Origin of the sequence: Leeuwenhoekiella sp. A16, from assembly GCF_047946675.1 — a bacterium.
Taxonomy (GTDB): domain Bacteria; phylum Bacteroidota; class Bacteroidia; order Flavobacteriales; family Flavobacteriaceae; genus Leeuwenhoekiella.
Map to the genome: position 1 here is coordinate 1,907,406 of NZ_CP172313.1, position 23,240 is coordinate 1,930,645.

The following is a 23,240-nucleotide window of genomic DNA, read 5'->3' on the forward strand; positions in this document are numbered from 1 at the left end:
ATTATGAAAAATATGATTAAAAAAATAGTTTTTTGCGCATTGATGGGAACCCTGTTGGTTGGCTGCGGAGACGATTTTGTTGAAGTAGAGCCTCCCTATCAAATTTCGTCAGGAACATACTTTACAAGTGAAGAGGATTACAATAATGCATTAATAGGTGCTTATGATGTTTTGCAATCTACGTATGCTAATGTGATCTTAGGTGAAATAGCATCAGATAACACCCACGCTGGTGGCGAAAGCGCAACAGATGTAATTGGCTGGCAACAGGTAGATCGTATGCAGCAAACCCCCATCAACGATAATTTAGATGATATTTGGGATTGGAATTTTGCTGGCGTGCAGCGAGCTTCTTATATCATTGAAAACAAAGATAATATTGATTTTGATGGTAAGAATCAGATCATTGCCGAAGCTCAGTTCCTGCGTGCATATTTCAACTTTGAGCTTGTAAAATGGTTTGGTGCGATTCCTATAAAACCTGAAGGTCAGTTTCTTTTGGGCGAAGTGACAACCATACCAAGATCTCCGGTTGCAGATGTGTATGCTTATATAGAAAACGATCTGCAAGCTGCAATTTCTAATCTTGCTGTAGACGCACCTCAGGTTGGTAGGATAACAAAGGGAGCAGCACAAGCATTACTAGGGAAAGCTTATCTATATGAAAACAAATTTGATCAGGCTATTACGCAGTTGCAGGCGGTGATCAATTCTGGAAAATATCACCTTTATGGAACTCAAGGCGATGAAAACTATGTTGACCTTTTTGAATACGCTGCTGAAAATGGACCAGAATCTGTTTTTGAGATTCAATACAGCGGTTCAGAAGGAGCTGGTTTCGGATGTTTGCAATGTAGTGAAGGTAATATTATGGTTGGCTTTAGTGGGATAAGAGGTTACAACGGGCCGGTCTTTGAATCGGGTTACGGTTTTAATCTTCCTACTCAAGAAGCTTACGATGCTTTTAGTGCAGATGATATGAGAAGAGATGTTACTGTTCTAAATATAGATACATGGGCATCAACAACAGGCGCAACATATAATGCGGGTAATCCAGATCCTGATACTGGTCATACAGGCTATTATAATCGTAAATATCTGCCTCGTCAAAATGATAATCAGGGAGACGCAAACCTTACACAACCTAACAACTATAGAGCAATACGTTATGCAGATGTTTTGCTTATGGCTTCAGAGGCACTGGCTCGTGGTAACGGAAGTGAGCAAACTGCTCGTGCGTATCTTAATCAGGTGCGTGAGCGGGCCGGTTTACAGGATGTAACCTCAAGTGGAAATGCATTACTAGATGATATTTATCAGGATAGACGTCTTGAGCTAATGGGCGAAGGACACAGGTTCTTTGATCTGGTAAGAACAGGTCGCGCAGAGGGAACAATTTCTGGTTTTAGTGCACCTAAAAATAATGTATTTCCTATACCGCTTGAAGAGATTCAATTTGCACAGGGTAATTGGGAACAAAACACAGGCTATTAAAATATTTCATATGAAAAATAAGATACAAACTTTACTATTCGGAATATTTGCGCTGCTACTCACAGCGGCCTGTTCTGATGATGAAGGACTAACACAGGTAGATGCTGCGGCTCCTGTAAATATTTCGGCAGATTTCTCTATAAAACAGGATAATTCAGGCGAAGTAACCATTTATCCGTCTGCAGAGGGAGCTAATAGTTTTAATGTTGACTTTGGTGATGGCAGCGGTTCTTCAGAAGAATTTACTGCAGGAAATAGTGTTTCACACACTTATACTGAAGGTACTTATCAGGTAATGGTCACCGCTAAAAATGCAGCTGGGAGAACAGCAGAAGCTGCTCAGGAACTTGTTGTTTCATTTAAAGCACCAGAAAATCTAGAGGTAGGAATTACAAAAGATGCTGGAAACCCGCTCCTGGTATATGTGACAGCAATGGCAGATTACGCTGCTTCTTATGAGGTTTTCTTCGGTGAAGATCCTTCTGCAGCACCTACTTTAATGATGCCGGGGGAAACTATAAGTTATGAATATAGCAATACCGGTCTTTATACCATTGAGGTAGTTGCTTTAAGCGGCGGACAAGCATCTACTTCTTATTCTGAAGAAATAGAAATAGTTGATCCATTTGTTCTGCCTGTTACTTTTGAGTCGTCAACTGTAGATTACACCTTCTATAATTTTGGTGGCGGCGAGGCAGCTGGTGTCCCTTTAGTAGAAAATCCGGCTTTAAGTAGCATTAATGAAAGTGCAACTGTAGCATCTTATACGAAGCCTGCGGGTTCTGAAACCTGGGCTGGTACATCTGCCACACTCAATGAAAATATAGATTTCAGCAGCAAAAAATATCTTGCGATTGATGTTTATTCTCCGGCAGCAGGTGTTCCTGTTCTCTTTAAAGTTGAAAAAGCGGGTGACAATACAGTCTTTGTAGAATCTACGACTATGACAACTGCAGCTAATGAATGGGAGACCTTATATTTTGACATGTCTGCCGTAGATGACACTCAAACATATAGTGTTTTAACGTTGTTCTTTAACTTCAATATCCCCGGAACAGGCGAAACGTATTATTTTGATAATATTCGTCTTGAAAGTCCTACAGTAATAGAACTTCCGGTAACATTTGAAAAAGGAATAGAGAATTATGCTTTCACAGAATTTGGTGGCTCCCCTACAACTGTAGTAGCTAATCCACATTTAGAAGAGGGAAATATGAGTGCCACTGTTGCTCAGCTTTTCAAAGCTAATGGTTCTGAAACCTGGGCTGGAGCGTTTATTGACTTAGATAGAAAAGTAGACTTCACTTTAGGCGAGAGTATAAGCATGAAAGTATGGTCTTCACGTCCTAATATTCCTATAATTCTAAAATTTGAAAATCCGGCAGACGGTAATATAGCCACAGAGGCAACCACAACCACTACTAAAACAGAGGCTTGGGAAACAGTAACTTTTGATTATACAGGTGTTGATGTTACGCAAACCTATCAGCGTATGGTTGTGTTTATGGATTATGGTACTTCGGGTACAGATACCAATTATTATTTTGATGATGTTAAAATAGGAGACGGTGACGTAGAAACCGTTTCGCTTTTTAGTGAAGATTATACAGATGTACCGGTTGATACATGGCGTACAGAATGGTCTGCTGCAGATTATGAAGAAACCACTTTTGATGGTTCTACTGTAAAGAAATATTTAAATCTCAATTATGTGGGTATAGAAACTACTCAGCCTACAGTAGATGCTAGTGAGATGACTTATTTTCATACTGAAGTGTATTCAGATGATTTTACGGCATTCCGGGTAAAGTTAGTAGACTTTGGAGCCAACGGAGTTTATGATGGGGGCGGTGATGATGTTGAGCATGAAATAGAGTTTACCGCGCCAGAGCAAGGTACATGGGTAAATCTTGATATACCGCTTACAGATTTTACAAACCTGACTACAAGAGCTCATATTGCACAGCTTATATATTCGGCTAATCCTGCAGGATCGAATACGGTTTATATTAAAAACGTCTATTTCCACAATTAAGAATTAAAAAGTGATGAGGATGAATACGATAAAAAAAATGATCTATGTAATGTTCGCTATTGTGGTAATCAGTTGCCAGGATGACGATCAGACATTTGGCGAGATAACGGCACCTGTTAACCTTACTGTTACGGCTACCGTGGCAAACGCATCAGATGATAACCCATATGGCGATGGTAGTGGTATGGTGACTTTCAGCGCAAGCGCAGACAATGCGACAGGATATAAATACCTTTTTGGTGATAATAGCACTATGATGAGCACTGGTAATGCAGAACATGTATTCGCGCAGCCCGGTGTAAATAGTTATGTTGTAACAGTTATAGCTTCCGGAGCGGGAGGTTCTCAAACCACCGCTACAACAGAGGTGACAGTCTTTAGTGCATTTGATGATCCTGCAACTAAGCAACTTCTTACAGGAGGGGCAAGTAAAACCTGGTATGTAGCGGCAGCATTGCCTGCGCATCTTGGTGTGGGTCCTGTAGGGACGGGAACGCCAGATTATTATGCGGCCGCACCTTTTGAAAAAGAAGGTGAAGGTTGTTTCTATAATGACGCGATAACATTTAGTTTAAATGCGGCTAACAATATTGTTTTTAACTACGACAATCAGGGAGCTTCATTTTTTAACGTTGACTTTCTAAGTGTAGGCGGTGGCGGCGGTGATGCAGACCAATGTTTAGGATATGATGTATCTGGAGACAAGTTTGTAAATCTTGCGCCGGCTACAAATTCTGTTTATGCCGAAGGAGCAACTACAGGTACGCAGATAATTATCGCAGATGGCGGCTTTATGAGTTATTATATTGGCACGGGCACCTATGAAGTAGTAGAAATACAAGACGATTATATGATGTTGCGTGCTATACCGGGCTCAAACCCAGATCTTGCATGGTATCTTAAATTTACTACAGACCCTGCCGGTGGCGGTGGTGGCGGTAATAGCGGTGGTAACATGCTTACCAGCGAGTTTGAAGATTTAGCATGGTCTGATGAGTTTGACGGTGATTCATTAGATACTTCTATTTGGAATTACGAAATAGGAAACAACAACGGCTGGGGCAACCAGGAGTTACAGTATTATACAGATACTAATACAGAGGTTTCTGATGGGACTCTAAAGATTACCGCTACAAAAGAAGCGACCAATGGCTTTGATTATTCTTCAGCGCGTATCAATACAAAAGATAATTATGAGTTCAAGTACGGGCGTGTAGATGTTCGTGCAAAATTACCAGAAGGTGGCGGCACATGGCCGGCTATCTGGATGCTGGGTGGTAATTATACAGAAGTAGGCTGGCCGGCAACCGGTGAGGTTGATATTATGGAATATAAAGGCAATGAGCCAGACATAGTTCATGGCACGTTACATTATCCAGATCATTCCGGTGGTAATGGCGATACAAGTTCTACTACTATAGAAAATGCGTCTGGAGAATTTCATACTTACACCGTAGAATGGACTGCAGAGCATATTTTGTTTGCCATAGATGGCGAAATTTTCAAAGAGTTTACTAACAGTCCGGCGGTACCTTTTAATCACACTTTCTTTATGATTTTAAATGTCGCGATGGGAGGCACATTTGGCGGTGCTGTTGACCCGGCATTTCAGCAGAGTGCTATGGAAGTTGATTATGTAAGAGTTTATCAATAAATATGATCAAAGGCGGGCTGAAAAGCCTGCCTTTTTCTTTATAAATAGACCATGAAAAAAGATTACTTATTTATTTGCGCTGTGCTAATGGTTTCAGCCACCTTTGGGCAGGATATCTCTCAAAAAACGGCTCAAAAGACACAAAAATCGGTAAAAATTGAGCAAAAAGTAGATTCTGTCCTTTCATTAATGACCTTAGAAGAAAAGGTAGGGCAGATGGTTCAATACAACGGAAGCTGGGATGTTACAGGCCCTGCAACGGGAGCCGATAATCAACAACGACTGGAGCGCTTAAAAAATGGACTTGTAGGTTCTATGCTTAATGTGCTTTCTGTTAATGCGACGCGAGAAGCGCAACGCATTAATATGGAAAATTCTCGTATCAAGATTCCCTTGATCTTTGGGTATGACGTTATTCATGGGTATAAAACAATATTTCCCGTTCCGCTGGGCGAAAGCGCAAGTTGGGATCTCGACCTTATGAAAAGAACTGCTCAGGTTGCCGCGCATGAGACTGCTGCTGCAGGTGTAAACTGGACCTTTGCTCCTATGATGGATGTTTCTCGTGACGCACGTTGGGGTCGCATTATGGAAGGTGCCGGCGAAGATCCATTTCTTAATTCAAAAATTGCAGTTGCCCGTATAGAGGGTTTTCAGGGAGATGATCTTTCTGCAGCTAATACAATTGCGGCTTGCGCCAAACACTTTGCAGGCTACGGTTTCGCGGAAGCGGGAAGAGATTACAACACGGTAAATGTGGGTGTTTACGAACTCAAAAATACCATTCTCCCACCATTTAAAGCCGCTGCAGATGCCGGTGTTGCAACTTTTATGAACTCTTTTAATGAGATAGATGGTGTGCCGGCGACAGCAAATGCATATTTGCAGCGCGATATTTTAAAAGATAAATGGGGTTACGATGGTTTTGTGGTTTCAGACTGGGGTTCTATAGCAGAGTTGATTCCACATGGTGTTGCAAAAGATAAAGAAGAAGCTGCTTATCTGGCGGTAGAAGCCGGCAGCGATATGGATATGGAAGGTGGCGCTTATGAAAAATCGCTTGAAAAGCTGGTAAAATCGGGTAAAGTAGATGAAAAACTGGTAGATGATGCCGTGCGTCGCATTTTGCGGGTGAAATTTAGACTCGGTCTTTTTGATGATCCTTATAAATACTGCGACGAAGAAGTAGAAAAAAGTGAGATGTATTCTCAGGCAAACCAGCAAGTAGCTCTTGAAGCTGCTCAAAAATCGATTGTTTTGCTTAAAAATCAGGATAAATTACTGCCATTTTCTGCTTCCGCGAAAAATATTGCAGTTATTGGTCCGCTGGCAAACGATAAAGATTCCCCGTTAGGAAACTGGCGTGCTCAGGCGACGGCTAATTCTGCTGTTTCGGTTTTAGAAGGTATTAAAGATCGTGCTCCCAAAGGCACAAAGATCACCTATACCGAAGGTGCAAAACTTTCTACCGGTAAACGTGCATTTTTAGACCCCATGACTTTTAATGAGCAAAACACTTCCGGGTTTAAAGAAGCTGTTTCAATAGCAAAAGCAGCAGATGTTGTGGTGCTTGTTGTAGGTGAAGATGCTTTTCAAACGGGTGAAGGCCGCAGCCAGACAGACCTTGGTTTTGCCGGTGTTCAGGATGCGTTGATAAATGCTGTTACCGCTGCAAATTCAAATGTAGTTTTGGTTTTGATGAACGGTCGCCCAATGGATTTATCTGCGCATAATGAGCAGGTAAAAGGGATAGTTGAGAGTTGGTTTTTAGGTTCCCAGCACGGTAGCGCCGTAGCAGATGTGCTTTTTGGCAATTATAATCCTTCAGGTAAATTACCGGTTTCCTTTCCGCGCAACGTGGGTCAGGAACCGCTGTATTACAATCAAAAAAGTACAGGCAGACCAGAAGGCGGTGCGCAGGTGACTTGGTCGCATTATGAAGATTTACGTCGCGATGCGCTGTATCCTTTTGGTTTTGGTTTAAGCTATTCAGATTTTGAATATGCCGATATAAACTTAGATAAGGATTCTTTCGCTCAAGGCGAAAAAATAACCGCTTCCGTAGAAGTAAAAAACACTGGAAGTGTTGCCGGTGATGAGGTTGTGCAATTGTACCTGCGTGATCTGGTAGGCAGCATTACACGACCCATTAAAGAGTTAAAAGGTTTTAAAAAGATTCACCTGGAAGCCGGAGAAACAAAAACCGTATCTTTTACCATAGATGAAAAATTGATTTCCTTTTTCACTAAAAATAAAATATGGGAAGCCGAGCCCGGAGATTTTAAGGTCTTCATTGGTGGTAATTCTGTAGATGTACAAGAAAGCCAATTTCAATACAATTAATATGAAAAAACTACTTAGCATATTTGTTTTAGCCGCTGTTCCACTTTCGCTTTTAGCGCAGGAGAAAGCACTGGTTTGGGAAGAGAATTTTGATGGCTCATCGCTCAATATGGATAACTGGAGTTACGAGACCGGCGACGGTTGCCCTAATATTTGCGGTTGGGGTAATAATGAGCGACAGATCTACAATAAAGATTATGTGACAGTAAAAGATGGTAATCTCGTCATTACTGCAGATAAGGTGGGCGATAAATATTACAGCGGGAAGATCAATACTAAAGATAAGCACGAGTTTAAATACGGCACTTTTGAAATACGAGCAAAAGTACCCGGTGGTAATGGTATCTGGCCGGCTATATGGATGCTGGGCGACAATATTAGTGAAGTAGGATGGCCAGCCAGTGGCGAGATAGATATAATGGAGTTTGTAGGACGTCAACCCGATACCGTGCATACAACCTTACACACGCCGGCTAGTCATGGTAATTCTGTAAATACAAAAGTAACCGGTGTAGATAAAATAACCGATGACTTTCACACCTATAAAATTGATTGGGATGAGAATGCAATAACATTTTATATAGACCAGAAAGAGGTTTATACGTTCTCTCCAGAAGTTAAAGATGATGAAACATATCCTTTTCGTCATCCGTTTTATTTTTTGTTGAATATGGCTGTGGGCGGCAACTTTGGTGGTCCAGAGGTAGATGATTCTATTTTTCCCGAGAAGTTTTGGGTTGACTATATTCGGGTTTATCAATAGCTGATTTTTACCCATTAAAAGCCGAAAAACCACCTCAAAGAGGTGGTTTTTGTTGTTAGTTGAATTATCCGAAAATACGTAACCTGTTCATTTTTAATTAACTTTAAGCAACTTACATTCAGTTTCTCTAATTCAATGTAAATAAAATCAAACCTATATTAAATTTTACCATGATATGAAACCAAAGGATCTGGAATTAGACCATGTCACATTTATCAATAATGGTCAAAAATTAGAAACTAAATTAAATAAAGATAAGCCAAAAAAGCTTTATAAATATTACTCATTAAATAGCTATTCGATTGAAGGGTTAGTGAATAGCACTATTTATTTTTCCCATGTTTATTTATTAAATGACATTGTTGATGGAGAATTGAATTTGCTCTGGGATTTTCAGAATTTTCTAAAAAATAATAAGGATGATTTAAAAAAAATAATCCCTATCCCATCTGAATCGAATGAAGATAGATATATTGAAAGATATATTAAAAATAGGACTATTCCTGAATTTTTGGAAAGTAGAGGTGTTTTATCTCTTACAAGCTCATACAATAATGAACTCCTATGGACGCATTATTGTAATGAAAAGGGTTTTTGTCTTGAAATTGAAATCTCAAAATTTGAGGAATATCTGAAAAAGATAAAAGGCAATGAAAATTATCAATTTTTCCCCGTCAGTTATTATTCCCCACTTAAACAAATTGACTTTGATAAGTATGCTTTAATTACAAAAGAAATCGGTGACTTTGGGGCTGGATTAGTAGAGCGAAATAGTATTGATGCAAAATTACCAATATTATATGGTTTGGCCTCTAAAGAGAAGCATTGGGAATATGAAGAAGAGTGGAGAGTTTTATTAAACGATGCAAAATTTAATAGTATTACTCATCCTTTACAAATTATAAATGATTATCAAAAAGAAGTAGAAAATGATTTAAAATTAGCTGGCAATATAAAAATTGAAAGAGATGTAATTGGAAAGATCATTTTAGGCCCTTTATTTTTTAATAATGAGAGATTTACCGAAAAAATAGAGCTTGCCAATAGTTTTATCTACATCTTTAAGAAAAATAAAGAAGGTGAGCTTGCCAGATTTTTTTTGATAACTTTAGAAAAGAACTTTCACGATAAAATTTACAGAGTCGATAAGATTTTAAAGAATAAGGCGATAACTAGAGAAATTACTCATGTAATTAAAATAATTGGTATAGGAAATAATTACGTTAAGCTATCTTTTTTGAGTATTAATTCTGATAGTAAAATCCGTGAGTTATAATTAGTAATTGCTAGAACTCACGGATTAAAAATAAGAATAAATAATGTACTTACTTATTCATCCATTCTTCAATTTCTTCCACTTCAAGTGGGATATTGCGCATCAGGTTAAAAGGCTCACCGCTTTCCTGAATTACTACATCATCTTCCAGGCGAATACCAAAACCTTCATCTGGTAAATAAATTCCCGGTTCTACGGTAAAAATGTTGTTAGCTTGCATAGGCTCGTGTAGCAAGCCGTAATCATGCGTGTCAAGCCCAATGTGATGTGATGTGCCGTGCATGAAATATTTCTTGTATGCAGGCCAGTCTTTACTTTCGTTTTGAACGTCAGCTTTATCGAGTAAACCCAGCCCTATTAATTCTGAAGTCATCAATTTACCTACTTCTACGTGGTAAGGCGCCCAGAGTTCACCGGGTTTCAGCATTTTGGTAGCTTCTTTTTTCACACGAAGAACCGCATTGTAAACATCTTTCTGACGATCTGTAAATTTTCCTGAAACGGGAATTGTACGCGTCATATCACTAGAATAATTTGCATATTCTGCACCCACATCCAGAAGTATAAGTTCGCCGGCTTTACACTGTGAATTGTCAACCACATAATGCAGCACGTTTGCATTGTTCCCTGAAGCTACTATAGGCGTGTAAGCAAAACCTTTTGAGCGATTACGCAAAAACTCATGCATAAATTCTGCTTCTATCTCATATTCCCAAACACCGGGTTTTGTGAATTGCAGCACACGTTTAAAACCTTTTTCTGTAATGTTACATGCCTGTTGCATGATGTCGATCTCGATTTGATCTTTTACAGAGCGCAGACGCTGAAGTATGGGGTTGCTCTTTGCAACGCTATGCGCAGGATATGTCTCTTTTAACCATTTATTAAAACGCGCTTCGCGAGTTTCGGTCTCAACATTTGCACGATAATGCTCGTTAGTATTAATGTACACGATTTCGGCTTGCGTCATAATCTCATAAAAGATCTTGTGAAAATCTTTAAGCCAGTAAACGGTTTCTACGCCGGTAACTTCAAGTGCTTTTTCTTTGGTAAGTTTTTCACCTTCCCAAACGGCAATGTGATCATTAGTTTCTTTTAGAAAAAGAATTTCGCGGTGTTCAGGTTTAGGAGCATCGGGAAAAAGAACGAGTATAGTTTCTTCCTGATCAACGCCGCTTAGGTAAAAAAGATCGCGGTTTTGCTGAAAAGGCATCGTACTATCTGCACCAATGGGGTAAATATCGTTAGCATTAAAAACGGCAAGACTATCAGGCTTCATTAAAGCCATGAAATTTTTGCGGTTTTTAATGAATAATTCTCGGTTTATAAGGTCGTATTTCATCAAAATTTGAATTTTTCCAAAATTAACAAGATAAGCTCTAACAGTTGTTAAACAAGTTCTAAATTGTTTAGGTTTCTTTAACAAATTTTTATTTTTAGATTCCCTCATAGAGGATGTCAGACGTTGAGGTTTGTCTCAAAAAATCATTTTATGCCTTTTGGCTTTGCCCAAGGTTTTTTACTTATAATTCTATCATGAAACAGTATTTACACAGACTTTCCACTTTTGTTTTTTTCGCTTTCATAACTTTTCCAGGTTTCTCACAAATTGCTAACGATATGCTTCCTTCTTCTGCCGAAGAAATTAAAAATGCGATTAGCCAAAAGCAAGATCTTGCGGCTCAATCTCTGGTGAAGAATGTTCCTTTTAAAAATATAGGCCCCACAATCATGAGCGGTCGTGTTGTAGATGTTGAGGTAAATCCTGAAAACAGCACCGATTTTTATGTGGGTTACGCAACCGGCGGAGTTTGGCATACGCAGAATAACGGGATCACTTTTACTTCGGTTTTTGACAGCGCTCCCACGCAAAATGTGGGCGATATAGAAATTGACTGGAAAACCGGAACGATCTGGGTAGGTACGGGAGAGACTATTTCTTCGCGATCTTCGTACGCGGGCGTTGGTTTGCTTAAAAGTACAGATGGTGGTAAAACCTGGGAAAATACCGGACTTACAGATGGTCACCACATTAGCGACATAGTGATCAATCCTGAAAATAGTGACGAGGTTGTTGTAGGAGTTTTGGGTCATTTATATTCTGATAACGCTGATCGCGGAATTTATAAAACAACAGACGGCGGAAAAACCTGGCAAAAAACACTATTTATCGCCCCAAATACGGGAATAATCAGCCTTGCAGCGGCTCCTGAAAATCCTGAAATTATGTATGCAGCTGCGTGGGAACGTGAGCGTAAAGCATGGGATTTTAAAGGTTCTGGGGAAGCTTCGGGTATTTATAAATCTATTGATGGTGGCGATAGTTGGACTTTGATCACTACAGGAAATGGTTTCCCGCAGGGTGAAGGAGTGGGACGTATAGGTCTGGCAGTTGTTGATGAGAATACGGTTTATGCAGTGCATGATAGTCAGTTTAGAAGAGAGAAAGAAGAAGAAGGCGAGAAAAAGAAAGATGTTTTAAAGTCTGGAGATTTTCAATTGATGACAGAAAAAGAATTTCTAGATCTTGACGAAGAGCAACTGAATGATTATTTGCGATCTAATCGTTTCCCCAATCAATATGATGCTAAAAAAGCGAAAGATCTGGTGAAGAAAAACGAATATAAACCATCCGATTTTTACCTGTTTGTGACCGATATTAATGCTGTAGAGGAGGATTCTGAAGTTATAGGCGCAGAAGTTTACCTCACTGAAGATGGCGGTAAATCCTGGAAGAAAACGCATGAAGGTTATATTGACGACTTGTTCTACTCATACGGTTATGTTTTCGCAGAAATATCTGTAAATCCGCAGGATAAAAATGAGATTTATCTGGTAGGTGTTCCTTTAGTAAAATCTGAAGATGGAGGGAAAACGTTCACTTACATCAATGAACCCAATGTGCATGTAGATCATCACGTGTTATGGATTGACCCTAAAATGCCAGATCACGTGATAAACGGTAACGACGGCGGACTCAATATTTCGTACGATGCCGGCAAGAGTTGGATAAAGAATAACTCAATGCCTTTGGGTCAATTTTATGCTATAGATGTTGATTATCAGGAGCCGTATAATGTGTATGGCGGTTTGCAGGATAATGGCACCTGGATGGGCCCGCACACGTATGAATATTCAAAAGAGTGGGAAGCCGAAGGGCAATATCCCTATAAATCGATAAGTGGCGGTGATGGGATGCAGGTAGAAATAGACAGGCGCAATCCTGATATTGTTTACGCCGGTTCACAATTTGGTTATTACAGTCGGGTAAATGTAAAAACCGGGGAACGCAATTTTGTACGCCCTTCACATTCTTTGGGAGAATCACCTTACCGTTTTAACTGGCAAACACCTATTCTGCTTTCGCCACATAACCAGGATATTCTGTATATGGGAGCAAATAAGTTGATGCGCTCTATGAACAAAGGGGATGACTGGACTGCTATTTCGCCAGATCTCACAACCGGCGGCAAAAAGGGAAATGTACCTTTTGGGACTTTAACCACAGTAAGTGAATCGCCTTTTCAATTTGGTTTGATCTACACCGGTAGCGATGATGGTTTGGTTTATCTAACAAAAGATACCGGGGGCAGCTGGAGCGAAATTTCACAAAAATTACCCCAAGATCTTTGGGTGAGTAGAGTTGTAGCCTCGCAACATAAAAAGGAACGTGTTTATGTGACTTTGAATGGGTATCGCGACGATAATTTCCAGCCTTACGTATTTATGAGCGACGATTATGGCACAACCTGGAAGGATATTTCATCTAATCTTCCGCTGGCTGCTGTGAATGTGATTGTAGAAGATCCGGTAAAAGAAGATTATTTATATGTAGGTACAGATGATGGAATTTACATAAGTATGGATAGAGGAGCAAGCTGGCAGATTTTTGATGGTGGTTTACCCAAAGTTCCTGTGCATGACGTGGTTGTCCAGACCAAAGAAAATGATCTTGTAGTGGGTACACATGGTCGCTCAATTTATATAGCAGACTTGGTGCCGTTACAGAAGTTTGATGCCGGTAAGAAAAGTGATCTTCAGGTTTTTGATATTGATCCGGTTAATTTTTCTTCTCGTTGGGGCGTTAGTTACAGTAAATGGTCTTCTATAAATGAACCAAAAGTAAAAATTGCGTTCTACAGTCCGTTAACGGGAAAAACCACAATCCAGGTTCTTTCAGAAAAAGGGAAGGAGTTGAAAACCATAGATGTTGAAGCTGATAAAGGTTTCAACTACAAAGAATATGATCTTACAATTCCTGAACAGGGTAAGAAAGACCTGGAGAAAGAAAAGGATATTAAAATAGAAAAAACAGATAATGACAATTTCTACCTCCCGGCAGGTAAATATGTAATCAAGGTAACCAGTGGCGGGAAATCTGCACAGACAGAGCTTGAGGTAAAAGAGGCAAGACGCGGGCAACGGGAAATACCCAGTCCTGAGGAGGGATAATTGCCGGCGATTTTATGCTCTGGAGACCGATTTTTCGCCCTTTTTGAGCGATAATTTATACGGTTTTTATATCTATTCTAAATAGCCTTCAAAAGCAGGCTCAAAGTTTGTTAAAGACCGCTCTGCGGTGTATTTTTGTATCCACTTAATTAAAAATACTTCTTAAATGGGAATTATTTCCTCTTCGATCGCCAGAAAGTATGCGATGTCAATTTCCGGCTTGTTCCTGATTTTATTCTTAACACAGCACTTTATAATCAACATTACCTCGACAATGGGGCCAGATACGTTCAATAGCTTTTCAGACTTTATGGGAAGTAATTTTATCGTACAGGCGATTTTTCAACCCATATTGATCTTTGGTGTGATTTTTCATTTTGTGCTAGGTTTTATTCTTGAGTATCGCAATCGCAGTGCTCGTGCGGTAAAGTATGTGAGTTTTAAAGGTAACCGTAATTCAAAATGGGTAAGCAGAAATATGCTATTTTCCGGACTTGTGGTTCTAGCTTTTCTGGGACTTCACTTTTATGATTTCTGGTTTCCTGAGATCGTGCACAAATATGTTGAGTCTCACCCTAAAGACCCTATGCGTTATTATGGTGAGATGACCGCAAAATTTGAAAGCCCGGTACGCGTTGCGTTATATGTGCTTTCTTTTGTGTTTCTGGCTTTACACCTGTATCACGGGTTTGTATCATCCTTCCAGTCGGTAGGATTTAATAATAAATATGCAAAGGCGCTAAGAAAGTTTGCTAAAGTTTATGCTGTTGTGATTCCGTTAGGTTTCGTTTTCATCGCCTTGTACCATTTTTTAAATAACTAGACTATGTCAGTACTAGATTCTAAAGTTCCTGAAGGACCACTTGCAGATAAGTGGGTCAATCATAAAAATCATATTAATCTGGTAAACCCTGCCAACAAACGTAATATTGATGTTATCGTTATTGGTACTGGTCTTGCCGGTGGTAGCGCAGCGGCTACTCTTGCTGAGTTGGGCTACAACGTTAAAACATTTTGCTACCAGGATTCTCCACGTAGAGCGCATTCTATTGCCGCTCAGGGCGGAATTAACGCAGCAAAGAACTATCAGGGAGATGGTGACTCTGTTTACCGTCTTTTTTACGACACTGTAAAAGGTGGCGATTATCGCTCAAGAGAAGAGAATGTATATCGCCTGGCTGAGGTTTCTTCAAACATAATTGACCAGTGTGTTGCTCAGGGTGTTCCCTTTGCACGTGAATATGGGGGTATGCTTGATAACCGCTCCTTTGGTGGGGTTTTGGTTTCACGTACTTTCTATGCTAAAGGACAAACCGGTCAACAGCTTTTACTTGGTGCTTATGCAGCGATGAACCGCCAGATAAATCGTGGTAAAATAAAAGCGTACAATCGTCATGAGATGCTCGATCTTGTGCTTGTAGATGGTAAAGCGAGAGGTATTATTGCTCGTGATCTTGTAACCGGTGAGATAGAAAGACATGCTGCACACGCCGTGGTTATCGCTTCAGGAGGTTATGGTAATGTATTCTTCCTTTCTACAAATGCGATGGGAAGTAATGTGATGGCAGCTTGGAGAGCCCACCGTAGAGGAGCATATTTTGCAAATCCTTGTTTTACACAAATTCACCCAACATGTATTCCGATTTCCGGAGATCATCAATCAAAATTAACGCTGATGTCAGAGTCATTGCGTAATGATGGTCGTATTTGGGTGCCAAAGAAAAAAGAAGATGCTGTTGCCATTCGTGAAGGCAAATTAAAACCTACAGATCTTAAAGAGGAAGATCGTGATTATTACCTAGAGCGTCGCTATCCTGCCTTTGGTAACCTTGTGCCTCGTGATGTAGCTTCAAGAGCTGCTAAAGAGCGTTGCGATGCGGGTTATGGGGTTAATAAGACAGGTGAGGCTGTTTATCTTGACTTTAGTGCGGCTTTCATGCGTTACGGAAAAGAGAAAGCCCTAAGTTCTGGTATAAAAGATGCTACTGATGCCGAAATAAGAGCATTAGGAGAAGCTGAAATAGAAGCCAAATACGGTAACCTGTTTCAGATGTATGAGAAGATCGTAGATCAAAACCCATACAAAACACCTATGATGATCTATCCCGCTGTGCATTACACAATGGGCGGTCTATGGGTAGATTATAATTTACAAACTACAATTCCGGGTTGCTACGCTGCCGGCGAAGCTAACTTCTCAGATCACGGAGCAAACCGACTGGGGGCTTCGGCGTTGATGCAGGGACTTGCAGATGGTTATTTTGTGCTTCCTTATACAATAGGAGATTATCTTTCACAAGATATTCGTACAGGAGCGATCTCTACAGAATCAGCCGAGTTTGATCAGGCTGAAAAAGATGTGCGTGATCGTATAAGCAAATTAATGAACGCAAGCGGAAAGCATTCTGTAGATCATTACCACAAGAAATTAGGTAAGATCATGTGGAACAAATGTGGTATGGCCCGTAATGCAGTAGATCTGCAGAGCGCAATGGATGAAATTGCTGAGTTGCGTAAAGATTTCTGGGAAAATGTACGTGTGCCGGGAACTGAAGATAGCTTTAATCAGGAATTGGAAAAAGCAGGTCGTGTGGCCGATTTTCTTGAACTGGGAGAGCTTTTTGCTAAAGATGCGCTTACGCGAAATGAATCATGCGGGGGTCACTTTAGAGAAGAATATCAAACTGAAGAAGGAGAAGCCCTGAGGGACGATGAGAATTTCACATTCGTTTCAGCATGGGAATATATGGGCGACCCAAGAGCCGCACAGTTGCATAAAGAAAACCTCACTTTTGAAAATATTGAGGTTAAAACCAGAAGTTATAAATAGATTATTAAGTTAATAAGTTATTGGTTATTGAAATTTTGATTTAATGTAAATGGGAAATTTACAATCTTTTGAGGAGTTGAGTTGCCGGCAAGAGGCAAGGATACTTAGAAATTTTGTAAAAGATGTAATAGTCCCAACGTTTCCAGAAAAGGAAAAATATAGTTTACAAAGTCAAATAATACGTTCTTCAAGGTCTATAGGAAACAATGTGGCTGAGGGTTTTGGAAGATTTCATTTTCAGGAGAATATTCAATTCTGTAGAATGGCAAGAGGTTCGCTTTTTGAAACTTTAGATCATTTTATTATTGCACGTGATGAAGGATATATTTCACCTGAGACCGCAGAAGAGTTTAGAGGTATTTACGGTAAAACACTTTTAATTCTTAATGGATATATTAAGTATCTTAAACGTAAAAAGACAGAATAACTAGTAACAAAATAACTTATAAAAAACTATTTTTTAAATAGAAGTGCTTTGTAAAAAGTATGATTAAAACATTCATAGAATGAAACTTACACTTAAAATATGGCGTCAAAAAGATGCCAAATCAAAAGGAAAAATTGTTGATTACCAGATTGATGGTATTGATGGAGATATGTCTTTCCTTGAGATGCTTGATGTTCTTAACGAGAACCTGAATGATAAAGGTGAAGAACCCGTTGTTTTTGATCATGATTGCCGTGAAGGTATTTGCGGTAGCTGTAATCTACAGATAAATGGTGAACCTCACGGGCCAGATCGTCTTACTACAACTTGCCAGTTACACATGCGTAAGTTTAAAGATGGTGATACTATTGTTATAGAGCCATTCCGTGCTAAGGCTTTTCCGGTTGTGAAAGATCTAATCGTAGATCGATCTGCATTTGATCGTATTCAGCAGGCTGGTGGTTACGTTTCTGTCAACACTTCTGGTAATACAATTGATGCAAATGCCATTCCTGTACAAAAAGAAAAAGCAGATGAATCTTTCTACGCGGCTACATGTATAGGTTGCGGTGCTTGTGTGGCGGCTTGTAAAAATGCAAGCGCCATGTTATTCACTTCGGCTAAAATTGCACAATTGGCAAAATTACCACAAGGGGAAGTAGAAGCAGATACTCGAGTACTTAATATGGTACGCCAAATGGATCTTGAAGGTTTCGGTAACTGTACAAATACAGGTGCCTGTGAAGTAGAATGCCCTAAAGGTATTTCACTTGAGAATATGGCTTTGATGAATCGTGAGTATATGGCGGCTTCATTAAAAGACTAATCTCACCTGAAATTTTATTAGAGAAAAAAACGGCTTATTATGGTAAAAAACCACCTTTTAGAGGTGGTTTTTTAGTTTTTCGATCTGCAACCTGCTAGGTGTTGCTTGCTGATAAGCAAAGCTTCCTTGTAGGTCTTCTTAGGTTTGGATAATGCTAAACCTACAAGGTTGATAAAACCTTGCAGGTTCTTTTTGGATTTTGCAGTATTTTAAAACTATAATCCAACTAAAATCAAATTTCGCCGTTTCGTGTCTAGACCTGCAAGGTGTTGTTTTCTACGTAAAACCTCCTTGTAGGTCTTCATTTGAACGAAGCCAAATCAACACGAAGTTAAACCTACAAGGTTAGTTAAACCTTGCAGGTTGTGGTTAACCAAATAAATACTCTACAACATCATTCATTTTTGCCACTTTTATGATGTTTATCACGAAATTCTTTTTTGGAATTTTGCAATATTTTGAAACCATAATTGTTCCGAAACCTAACTTCTCAGCTTCCAGAATACGTTGTTCTACTCTTGGGATGGGGCGTATTTCTCCTGCTAAACCTATCTCTGCCGCAAAGCAGATATCTTTCGCTACTGCGATATCTTCGTTACTCGATAAAATAGCGGCTACGACAGCAAGATCTATGGCGGGATCATCTACTGAAATTCCGCCAGTGATATTTAAAAATACATCTTTCGCTCCCAAGCGAAAACCTGCTCTTTTCTCAAGAACAGCCAATATCATATTAAGCCGCTTCGCATTATAACCCGTCGCGCTACGCTGCGGTGTGCCGTAAACAGCTGTGCTCACAAGAGCTTGTATTTCTATCATCAATGGGCGCATGCCTTCTAAGGTGGCGGCTATGGCAGTCCCGCTAAGGTCTTCATCATTCTTCGAAATTAAAATCTCAGACGGATTTGAAACTTCGCGTAAGCCGCTGCCTTGCATTTCATAAATTCCAAGTTCATTGGTAGAACCAAAGCGGTTCTTATGTGCACGTAAAATACGGTAGACATGATTGCGATCACCCTCAAACTGAAGTACGGTATCTACCATATGCTCCAATATTTTCGGGCCCGCGATATTGCCATCTTTAGTAATATGACCAATTAAAATAACCGGAGTCGCAGTTTCCTTAGCAAATTTTATAAGTTCGCTAGTGGTTTCGCGAATCTGCGAAATGCTCCCCGCGCTGCTTTCTATATAATCGCTATGCAACGTTTGTATAGAGTCTATAATAACAATGTCAGGTTCTACCGCTTCTATCTGTTTAAAGATGTTTTGCGTTTTGGTTTCGGTGAGAATGAGGCAATTTTCTGCGTTAGGATTAATGCGTTCTGCCCGCATTTTTATCTGCTGGGCGCTTTCTTCACCAGATACATAAAGCGTTTGATACGGTAGGCTCAGTGCTATTTGTAGCATTAAAGTTGACTTCCCTATTCCCGGCTCACCGCCCAGTAGCGTCAATGATCCAGGCACAAGACCGCCACCAAGCACGCGGTTAAGTTCGTCGTTCTTAGTGTTCATTCGGGCCTCTGCCGTTGTAGATATTTCAGTTATCTTTTGAGGTTTTGCCGCGCGTTTAGCAGATGGTTCTGCAGACTGTTTCCAGGTTTTCTTTTCTTCAGTTTGTATAACCTCTTCGGCAATGGTATTCCATTCTTTGCAGGATGTGCATTGCCCTTGCCACTTAGCAAATTGAGCACCGCAATTCTGGCAGTAAAATGTTGTTTTTGTTTTCGCCATTAATATCCAAAATCTTCTTTGATCTTATCTGCTCTGCTTATCATAAGATCTTTGTTTATGTTTCCTTCTTCTTTTAGCATTAACGAATTTTGATAGGTGCGCATTGCTTTTTTGGGTTCGCCGTCAATCTCATAAGATCTCGCCAAATAATAATTACCCATCATGGTTTTAGGATATTCCTTATTAGCCAGTTTGCCTAGATTTTCCAGAGCTTCTGCATCTTGTTTTTTTTCTAATGCAGCTGCGACGGCTATGAAATCATTTATCCTTATTTGGGTTTTTAAACCGTATAAAGATTCTATTGTTGCATACTTCTCTACCAGATAATCATAAGCAGATGTCTCATCGAGTTTAAGAATAACTTCTTTAAATTCTTTCTGACTAATAGGTCTGTAGGTGGCAAAAAGTTCTTCTAGAGCTTTAGGTATTGCACGTGCTGCAAGGGTATAATGTGTTGCGCCATCAAAATCGTCAAAATAATATTTAAAATTAGGGTTTTTAATTTGTTTAAAATCGGTGTCAAGAGCAAGAATATCGTCTCTAAGAGGCTTAATATCTTCGGTTCCTGTGGCCTGATAGTAAAAAACAGGTTCTTCTGTATTTGATAAAATTGAAGAAAGTCTGCTTTTCATCTGTGGTGCAAAATCTGGACTAATAGAGATATATCCCTGAAAAAGTGCTGGTTTCTTCAGTAAATAATTATTTGCAAAATTAGCCGTGAGATCGTGACCTACCGCAATGTTAAAGTTTGTGATCCTGTAATTATTTGCCAGCCAGGGGAACAATTCCATACCAATAAATTCGAAGAAATCTGCACCGCTTTCTGCCGGCAGTGAATTAGAATCGTAATACGAATCTGCCTCTCGATCACTTTGCATAATGCCTACAACAAGAGCCTGAGGCATATCTTCCCAATAACTAAAATAATCTACATTGCCGGCCACCGGTTCAAATAGATAATCAGCGTCAAAAACCAGGATTACAGGGTAGGAGTGGTCTTTGTTATTGTCGTAATTGCGGGGTAACTGGATTTTAAGTTTACGAGTTTCACTTAATTTTGAAGATTCAATTTCTTTGTATTGAACCTGTGCGAGAAGACTGCTTGTCGCGAGGACAAACAGCATTAATAGTTGTTTTTTCATTTGGGGCTTTTTTAGAAAGTCCCAAGTTAACCATTTTTTCTTCTGTTGAAAACAGGAAGAAATAAAAATGAAAGAGCGCCTACAACAATTACAAGAGCTGTTTGTGAGCCCCAGACTATCCAGCCAAATGCCTCACTTCCTTCTTTGCTAAAGCCGAAAAAAACGAGAAATGCGCCTATGGCTATGGGGTATACGCCAATGCCGCCATTTGTAGCAGAAATAGAAAAAGAACCCACCACAAAAGCAGCCATTATAATACTAAAAGAAGCTTCGGCAATTTCTGGTATGGTGAATTTAATCACCCAGAACATAAGCACATACATTACCCAGATGAAGACAGTATGAAAAATAAAAGCTACTTTGTTTTGCATGTGAAGAATGCTGCGCATGCCTTCAAGAAGTCCGTTAAGGAAATCGCGTAATTTAATTATGAATTTATGGGTCGAGCGTTGTATGATCTTTAAAAAAATCAAAAGAAGTAAAATAAGCACAACCAGAACAGCTCCTGTAAAAAGAGGATTGATATTTCTGGAATCTAGATAGCTGAGTAAATTTTCGCTTTGCAAAATAATTGCTACTCCCACTACCAGCATGAGCATTATAAAATCTGCGATACGCTCTGAAATTACAGTGCCAAAGGCTTTTTCAAAAGGGATCTTTTCATAAGTGGTTAGCGTAGCGCCACGTAAGACTTCGCCAGATCTTGGGATGCCCAGGTTTGCCAGGTAAGCGACCATTACTGCCATAAATCTATTTGCAAAAGCGGGATTATAGCCCAAGGGTTTTAACAGGAATTTCCAGCGATAAGCACGCGATAAATGACTGGTAATACCAAAAAAGAGGGATAACCAGATATACTTAGTATCTGCGGCTTTTATATTCTGCCAGAGAATTTGTCTTTGTTCTGCTGTAGCGCTGTTCAAAGAATACCAGATTAAAAAAACACCTAACCCTAAAGGAATGATCGTTTTTAGAATCTTTATGAATCTCTTTTTAGTCAACCTATTTTAGAAGATTATTTTCATTAGGAAAAACAAGAGTAGGCTTAAATTTTCTTGCTTCTTCCTCGCTCATAAAAGCATAGACAATAAGAATAAGTATATCGCCTTTTGCCACTTTTCTTGCCGCAGCACCGTTAAGCGTAAGTTCGCCACTGGCTCTTGGGCCGGGGATAGCATACGTCTCTAAGCGCTCACCATTTGTTACGTTTACGATCTGTACGCGCTCGCCTTCTATAATATTTGCAGCATCCATAAGATCTTCATCTATGGTTATACTTCCTATATAATGAAGTTCTGCGCCAGTAACCTGAACGCGGTGAATTTTTGATTTTACAACATTGACTAACATAGTGCAAAGTTAGGTATTAGATTAGGGGAATATTGTCTATTAGTCGTATTTCTCCCGCAAAAACTGCGATAAATGCACGATAATTGTCGTTTTTAGATGGTTTTTTGGCGGTTTTTAAGGTTTTAGAATCTGCAATTTCAAAATATTCAAGCTCGAGCTCTGGTTGATCTTTAAAAGCATCTGCAACCCAGTGGTTAATGTGTTCTATGCTTTTATGCTGAAAATCTTTATTTACCTGTTGCAGCACCTTGTATATGAAAGGAGCTGCCGCTCTCTGTGCTGCATTTAATCGTCTGTTTCTTGAGCTTTCGGCAAGGCCGTCTTCTGCTCTGTGAATAGGCACACCTATTATCTCAACCGGAAGTTTTTCTATTTCTGCCAGTTTGCGAACTATTTGTAATTGTTGAAAATCTTTTTCCCCAAAGAAAGCTTTGTCGGGATTTACACTTTCAAATAACAATTTTAATACTGTACCTACACCTTCAAAATGGCCGGGACGAAATTTGCCTTCCATTTCATTTTCCAGTCCGCCAAAATCGTAGTCAAATGATTTTACATTCTCGCCATAAACCTGATCTGAGTCTGGAGCGTAAATGATTAACTTTTCGCCGAAAGGCTCTAAAAAGAGAACATCAGAGTCAAGATCACGAGGATAAGCATCAAGATCTCCTGAGTTATTAAATTGAGTAGGATTCACATAAATGCTCACCACTACTTTATCAACCTGCTTTAATGCAAATTCTATAAGGCTGGCGTGGCCGGAGTGTAAAGCGCCCATAGTGGGAACAAAACCGACTGAATTACCAGAATTTTTAAGGTTTGCAACAGCAGCTGATATTTCATGTCTTTTAGTAAATACGGCCATTAGGGTAAAAATTAACAGGGCGCAAAATTAGTATTTTACTGGCAATCTG

The 23,240-nt window shown here is 39.6% G+C and carries 17 protein-coding genes; 11 read left to right on the plus strand and 6 right to left on the minus strand.

Going from position 1 to position 23,240, the window contains the following annotated elements; all coding sequences use genetic code 11:
* The first annotated feature begins 3 nt into the window (after positions 1-3).
* The 6 genes from ACH3O9_RS08155 to ACH3O9_RS08180 all read left to right on the plus strand — a co-directional run bounded on the left by ACH3O9_RS08155 (position 4) and on the right by ACH3O9_RS08180 (position 9,565).
* Positions 4-1,494: a RagB/SusD family nutrient uptake outer membrane protein gene (locus ACH3O9_RS08155; RefSeq protein ID WP_416446111.1), complete on the plus strand. Its 1,491-nt coding sequence runs from the start codon at positions 4-6 to the stop codon at positions 1,492-1,494.
* A 10-nt stretch (positions 1,495-1,504) separates the two neighbouring features.
* Positions 1,505-3,529, plus strand: coding sequence for a PKD domain-containing protein (locus ACH3O9_RS08160; protein ID WP_416446113.1), 2,025 nt, complete (start codon positions 1,505-1,507; stop codon positions 3,527-3,529).
* A 19-nt stretch (positions 3,530-3,548) separates the two neighbouring features.
* Positions 3,549-5,183 carry a family 16 glycosylhydrolase gene (locus ACH3O9_RS08165; RefSeq protein ID WP_416446115.1) on the plus strand — a complete coding sequence of 545 codons (1,635 nt, stop codon included), beginning with the start codon at positions 3,549-3,551 and terminating at the stop codon, positions 5,181-5,183.
* Positions 5,184-5,234: 51 nt separating this feature from the next.
* On the plus strand, positions 5,235-7,526 hold the full coding sequence (gene bglX / locus ACH3O9_RS08170; RefSeq protein ID WP_416446117.1) for a beta-glucosidase BglX: 2,292 nt from the start codon (positions 5,235-5,237) through the stop codon (positions 7,524-7,526).
* Between the two features lies 1 nt (position 7,527).
* On the plus strand, positions 7,528-8,289 hold the full coding sequence (locus ACH3O9_RS08175; protein ID WP_416446118.1) for a family 16 glycosylhydrolase: 762 nt from the start codon (positions 7,528-7,530) through the stop codon (positions 8,287-8,289).
* A gap of 175 nt (positions 8,290-8,464) precedes the next feature.
* Positions 8,465-9,565, plus strand: a complete 1,101-nt coding sequence (locus ACH3O9_RS08180) for a DUF2971 domain-containing protein (protein ID WP_416446120.1) — start codon at positions 8,465-8,467, stop codon at positions 9,563-9,565.
* A 49-nt stretch (positions 9,566-9,614) separates the two neighbouring features.
* Here the strand turns inward: ACH3O9_RS08180 and ACH3O9_RS08185 are convergent, their stop codons facing one another.
* Complete coding sequence (locus ACH3O9_RS08185; protein ID WP_416446122.1) at positions 9,615-10,907, minus strand: aminopeptidase P family protein; 1,293 nt, start codon at positions 10,905-10,907, stop codon at positions 9,615-9,617.
* A gap of 194 nt (positions 10,908-11,101) precedes the next feature.
* Here ACH3O9_RS08185 and ACH3O9_RS08190 point away from each other — a divergent pair, with 194 nt between their 5' ends.
* The 5 genes from ACH3O9_RS08190 to ACH3O9_RS08210 all read left to right on the plus strand — a co-directional run bounded on the left by ACH3O9_RS08190 (position 11,102) and on the right by ACH3O9_RS08210 (position 18,100).
* Positions 11,102-14,017: a WD40/YVTN/BNR-like repeat-containing protein gene (locus tag ACH3O9_RS08190; RefSeq protein ID WP_416446124.1), complete on the plus strand. Its 2,916-nt coding sequence runs from the start codon at positions 11,102-11,104 to the stop codon at positions 14,015-14,017.
* A gap of 166 nt (positions 14,018-14,183) precedes the next feature.
* Positions 14,184-14,840 carry a succinate dehydrogenase cytochrome b subunit gene (locus ACH3O9_RS08195; protein ID WP_416446126.1) on the plus strand — a complete coding sequence of 219 codons (657 nt, stop codon included), beginning with the start codon at positions 14,184-14,186 and terminating at the stop codon, positions 14,838-14,840.
* 3 nt (positions 14,841-14,843) lie between these two features.
* Positions 14,844-16,847 carry a fumarate reductase/succinate dehydrogenase flavoprotein subunit gene (locus ACH3O9_RS08200; protein ID WP_416446128.1) on the plus strand — a complete coding sequence of 668 codons (2,004 nt, stop codon included), beginning with the start codon at positions 14,844-14,846 and terminating at the stop codon, positions 16,845-16,847.
* Positions 16,848-16,896: 49 nt separating this feature from the next.
* Positions 16,897-17,274, plus strand: a complete 378-nt coding sequence (locus ACH3O9_RS08205; RefSeq protein ID WP_416446130.1) for a four helix bundle protein — start codon at positions 16,897-16,899, stop codon at positions 17,272-17,274.
* A gap of 79 nt (positions 17,275-17,353) precedes the next feature.
* Positions 17,354-18,100, plus strand: coding sequence for a succinate dehydrogenase/fumarate reductase iron-sulfur subunit (locus ACH3O9_RS08210; RefSeq protein WP_416446132.1), 747 nt, complete (start codon positions 17,354-17,356; stop codon positions 18,098-18,100).
* Between the two features lie 369 nt (positions 18,101-18,469).
* Here ACH3O9_RS08210 and radA read toward each other — a convergent pair whose 3' ends face one another.
* From radA to panC, 5 genes are read right to left on the minus strand one after another with little or no spacing between them, the layout of a single operon-like run.
* Positions 18,470-19,834: a DNA repair protein RadA gene (gene radA / locus ACH3O9_RS08215; RefSeq protein ID WP_416446134.1), complete on the minus strand. Its 1,365-nt coding sequence runs from the start codon at positions 19,832-19,834 to the stop codon at positions 18,470-18,472.
* A complete protein-coding gene (locus ACH3O9_RS08220) occupies positions 19,834-20,976 on the minus strand; it encodes an alpha/beta hydrolase (protein WP_416446136.1) in 1,143 nt (380 codons plus the stop codon). The genes radA and ACH3O9_RS08220 overlap by 1 nt, the downstream gene beginning before the upstream one ends.
* Positions 20,977-21,002: 26 nt before the next feature.
* On the minus strand, positions 21,003-21,977 hold the full coding sequence (locus tag ACH3O9_RS08225; protein ID WP_416446138.1) for a lysylphosphatidylglycerol synthase transmembrane domain-containing protein: 975 nt from the start codon (positions 21,975-21,977) through the stop codon (positions 21,003-21,005).
* A gap of 1 nt (position 21,978) precedes the next feature.
* Positions 21,979-22,326, minus strand: a complete 348-nt coding sequence (gene panD, locus ACH3O9_RS08230) for an aspartate 1-decarboxylase (RefSeq protein ID WP_416446140.1) — start codon at positions 22,324-22,326, stop codon at positions 21,979-21,981.
* A gap of 16 nt (positions 22,327-22,342) precedes the next feature.
* A complete protein-coding gene (gene panC / locus ACH3O9_RS08235; protein ID WP_416446142.1) occupies positions 22,343-23,191 on the minus strand; it encodes a pantoate--beta-alanine ligase in 849 nt (282 codons plus the stop codon).
* Positions 23,192-23,240: the final 49 nt, after the last annotated feature.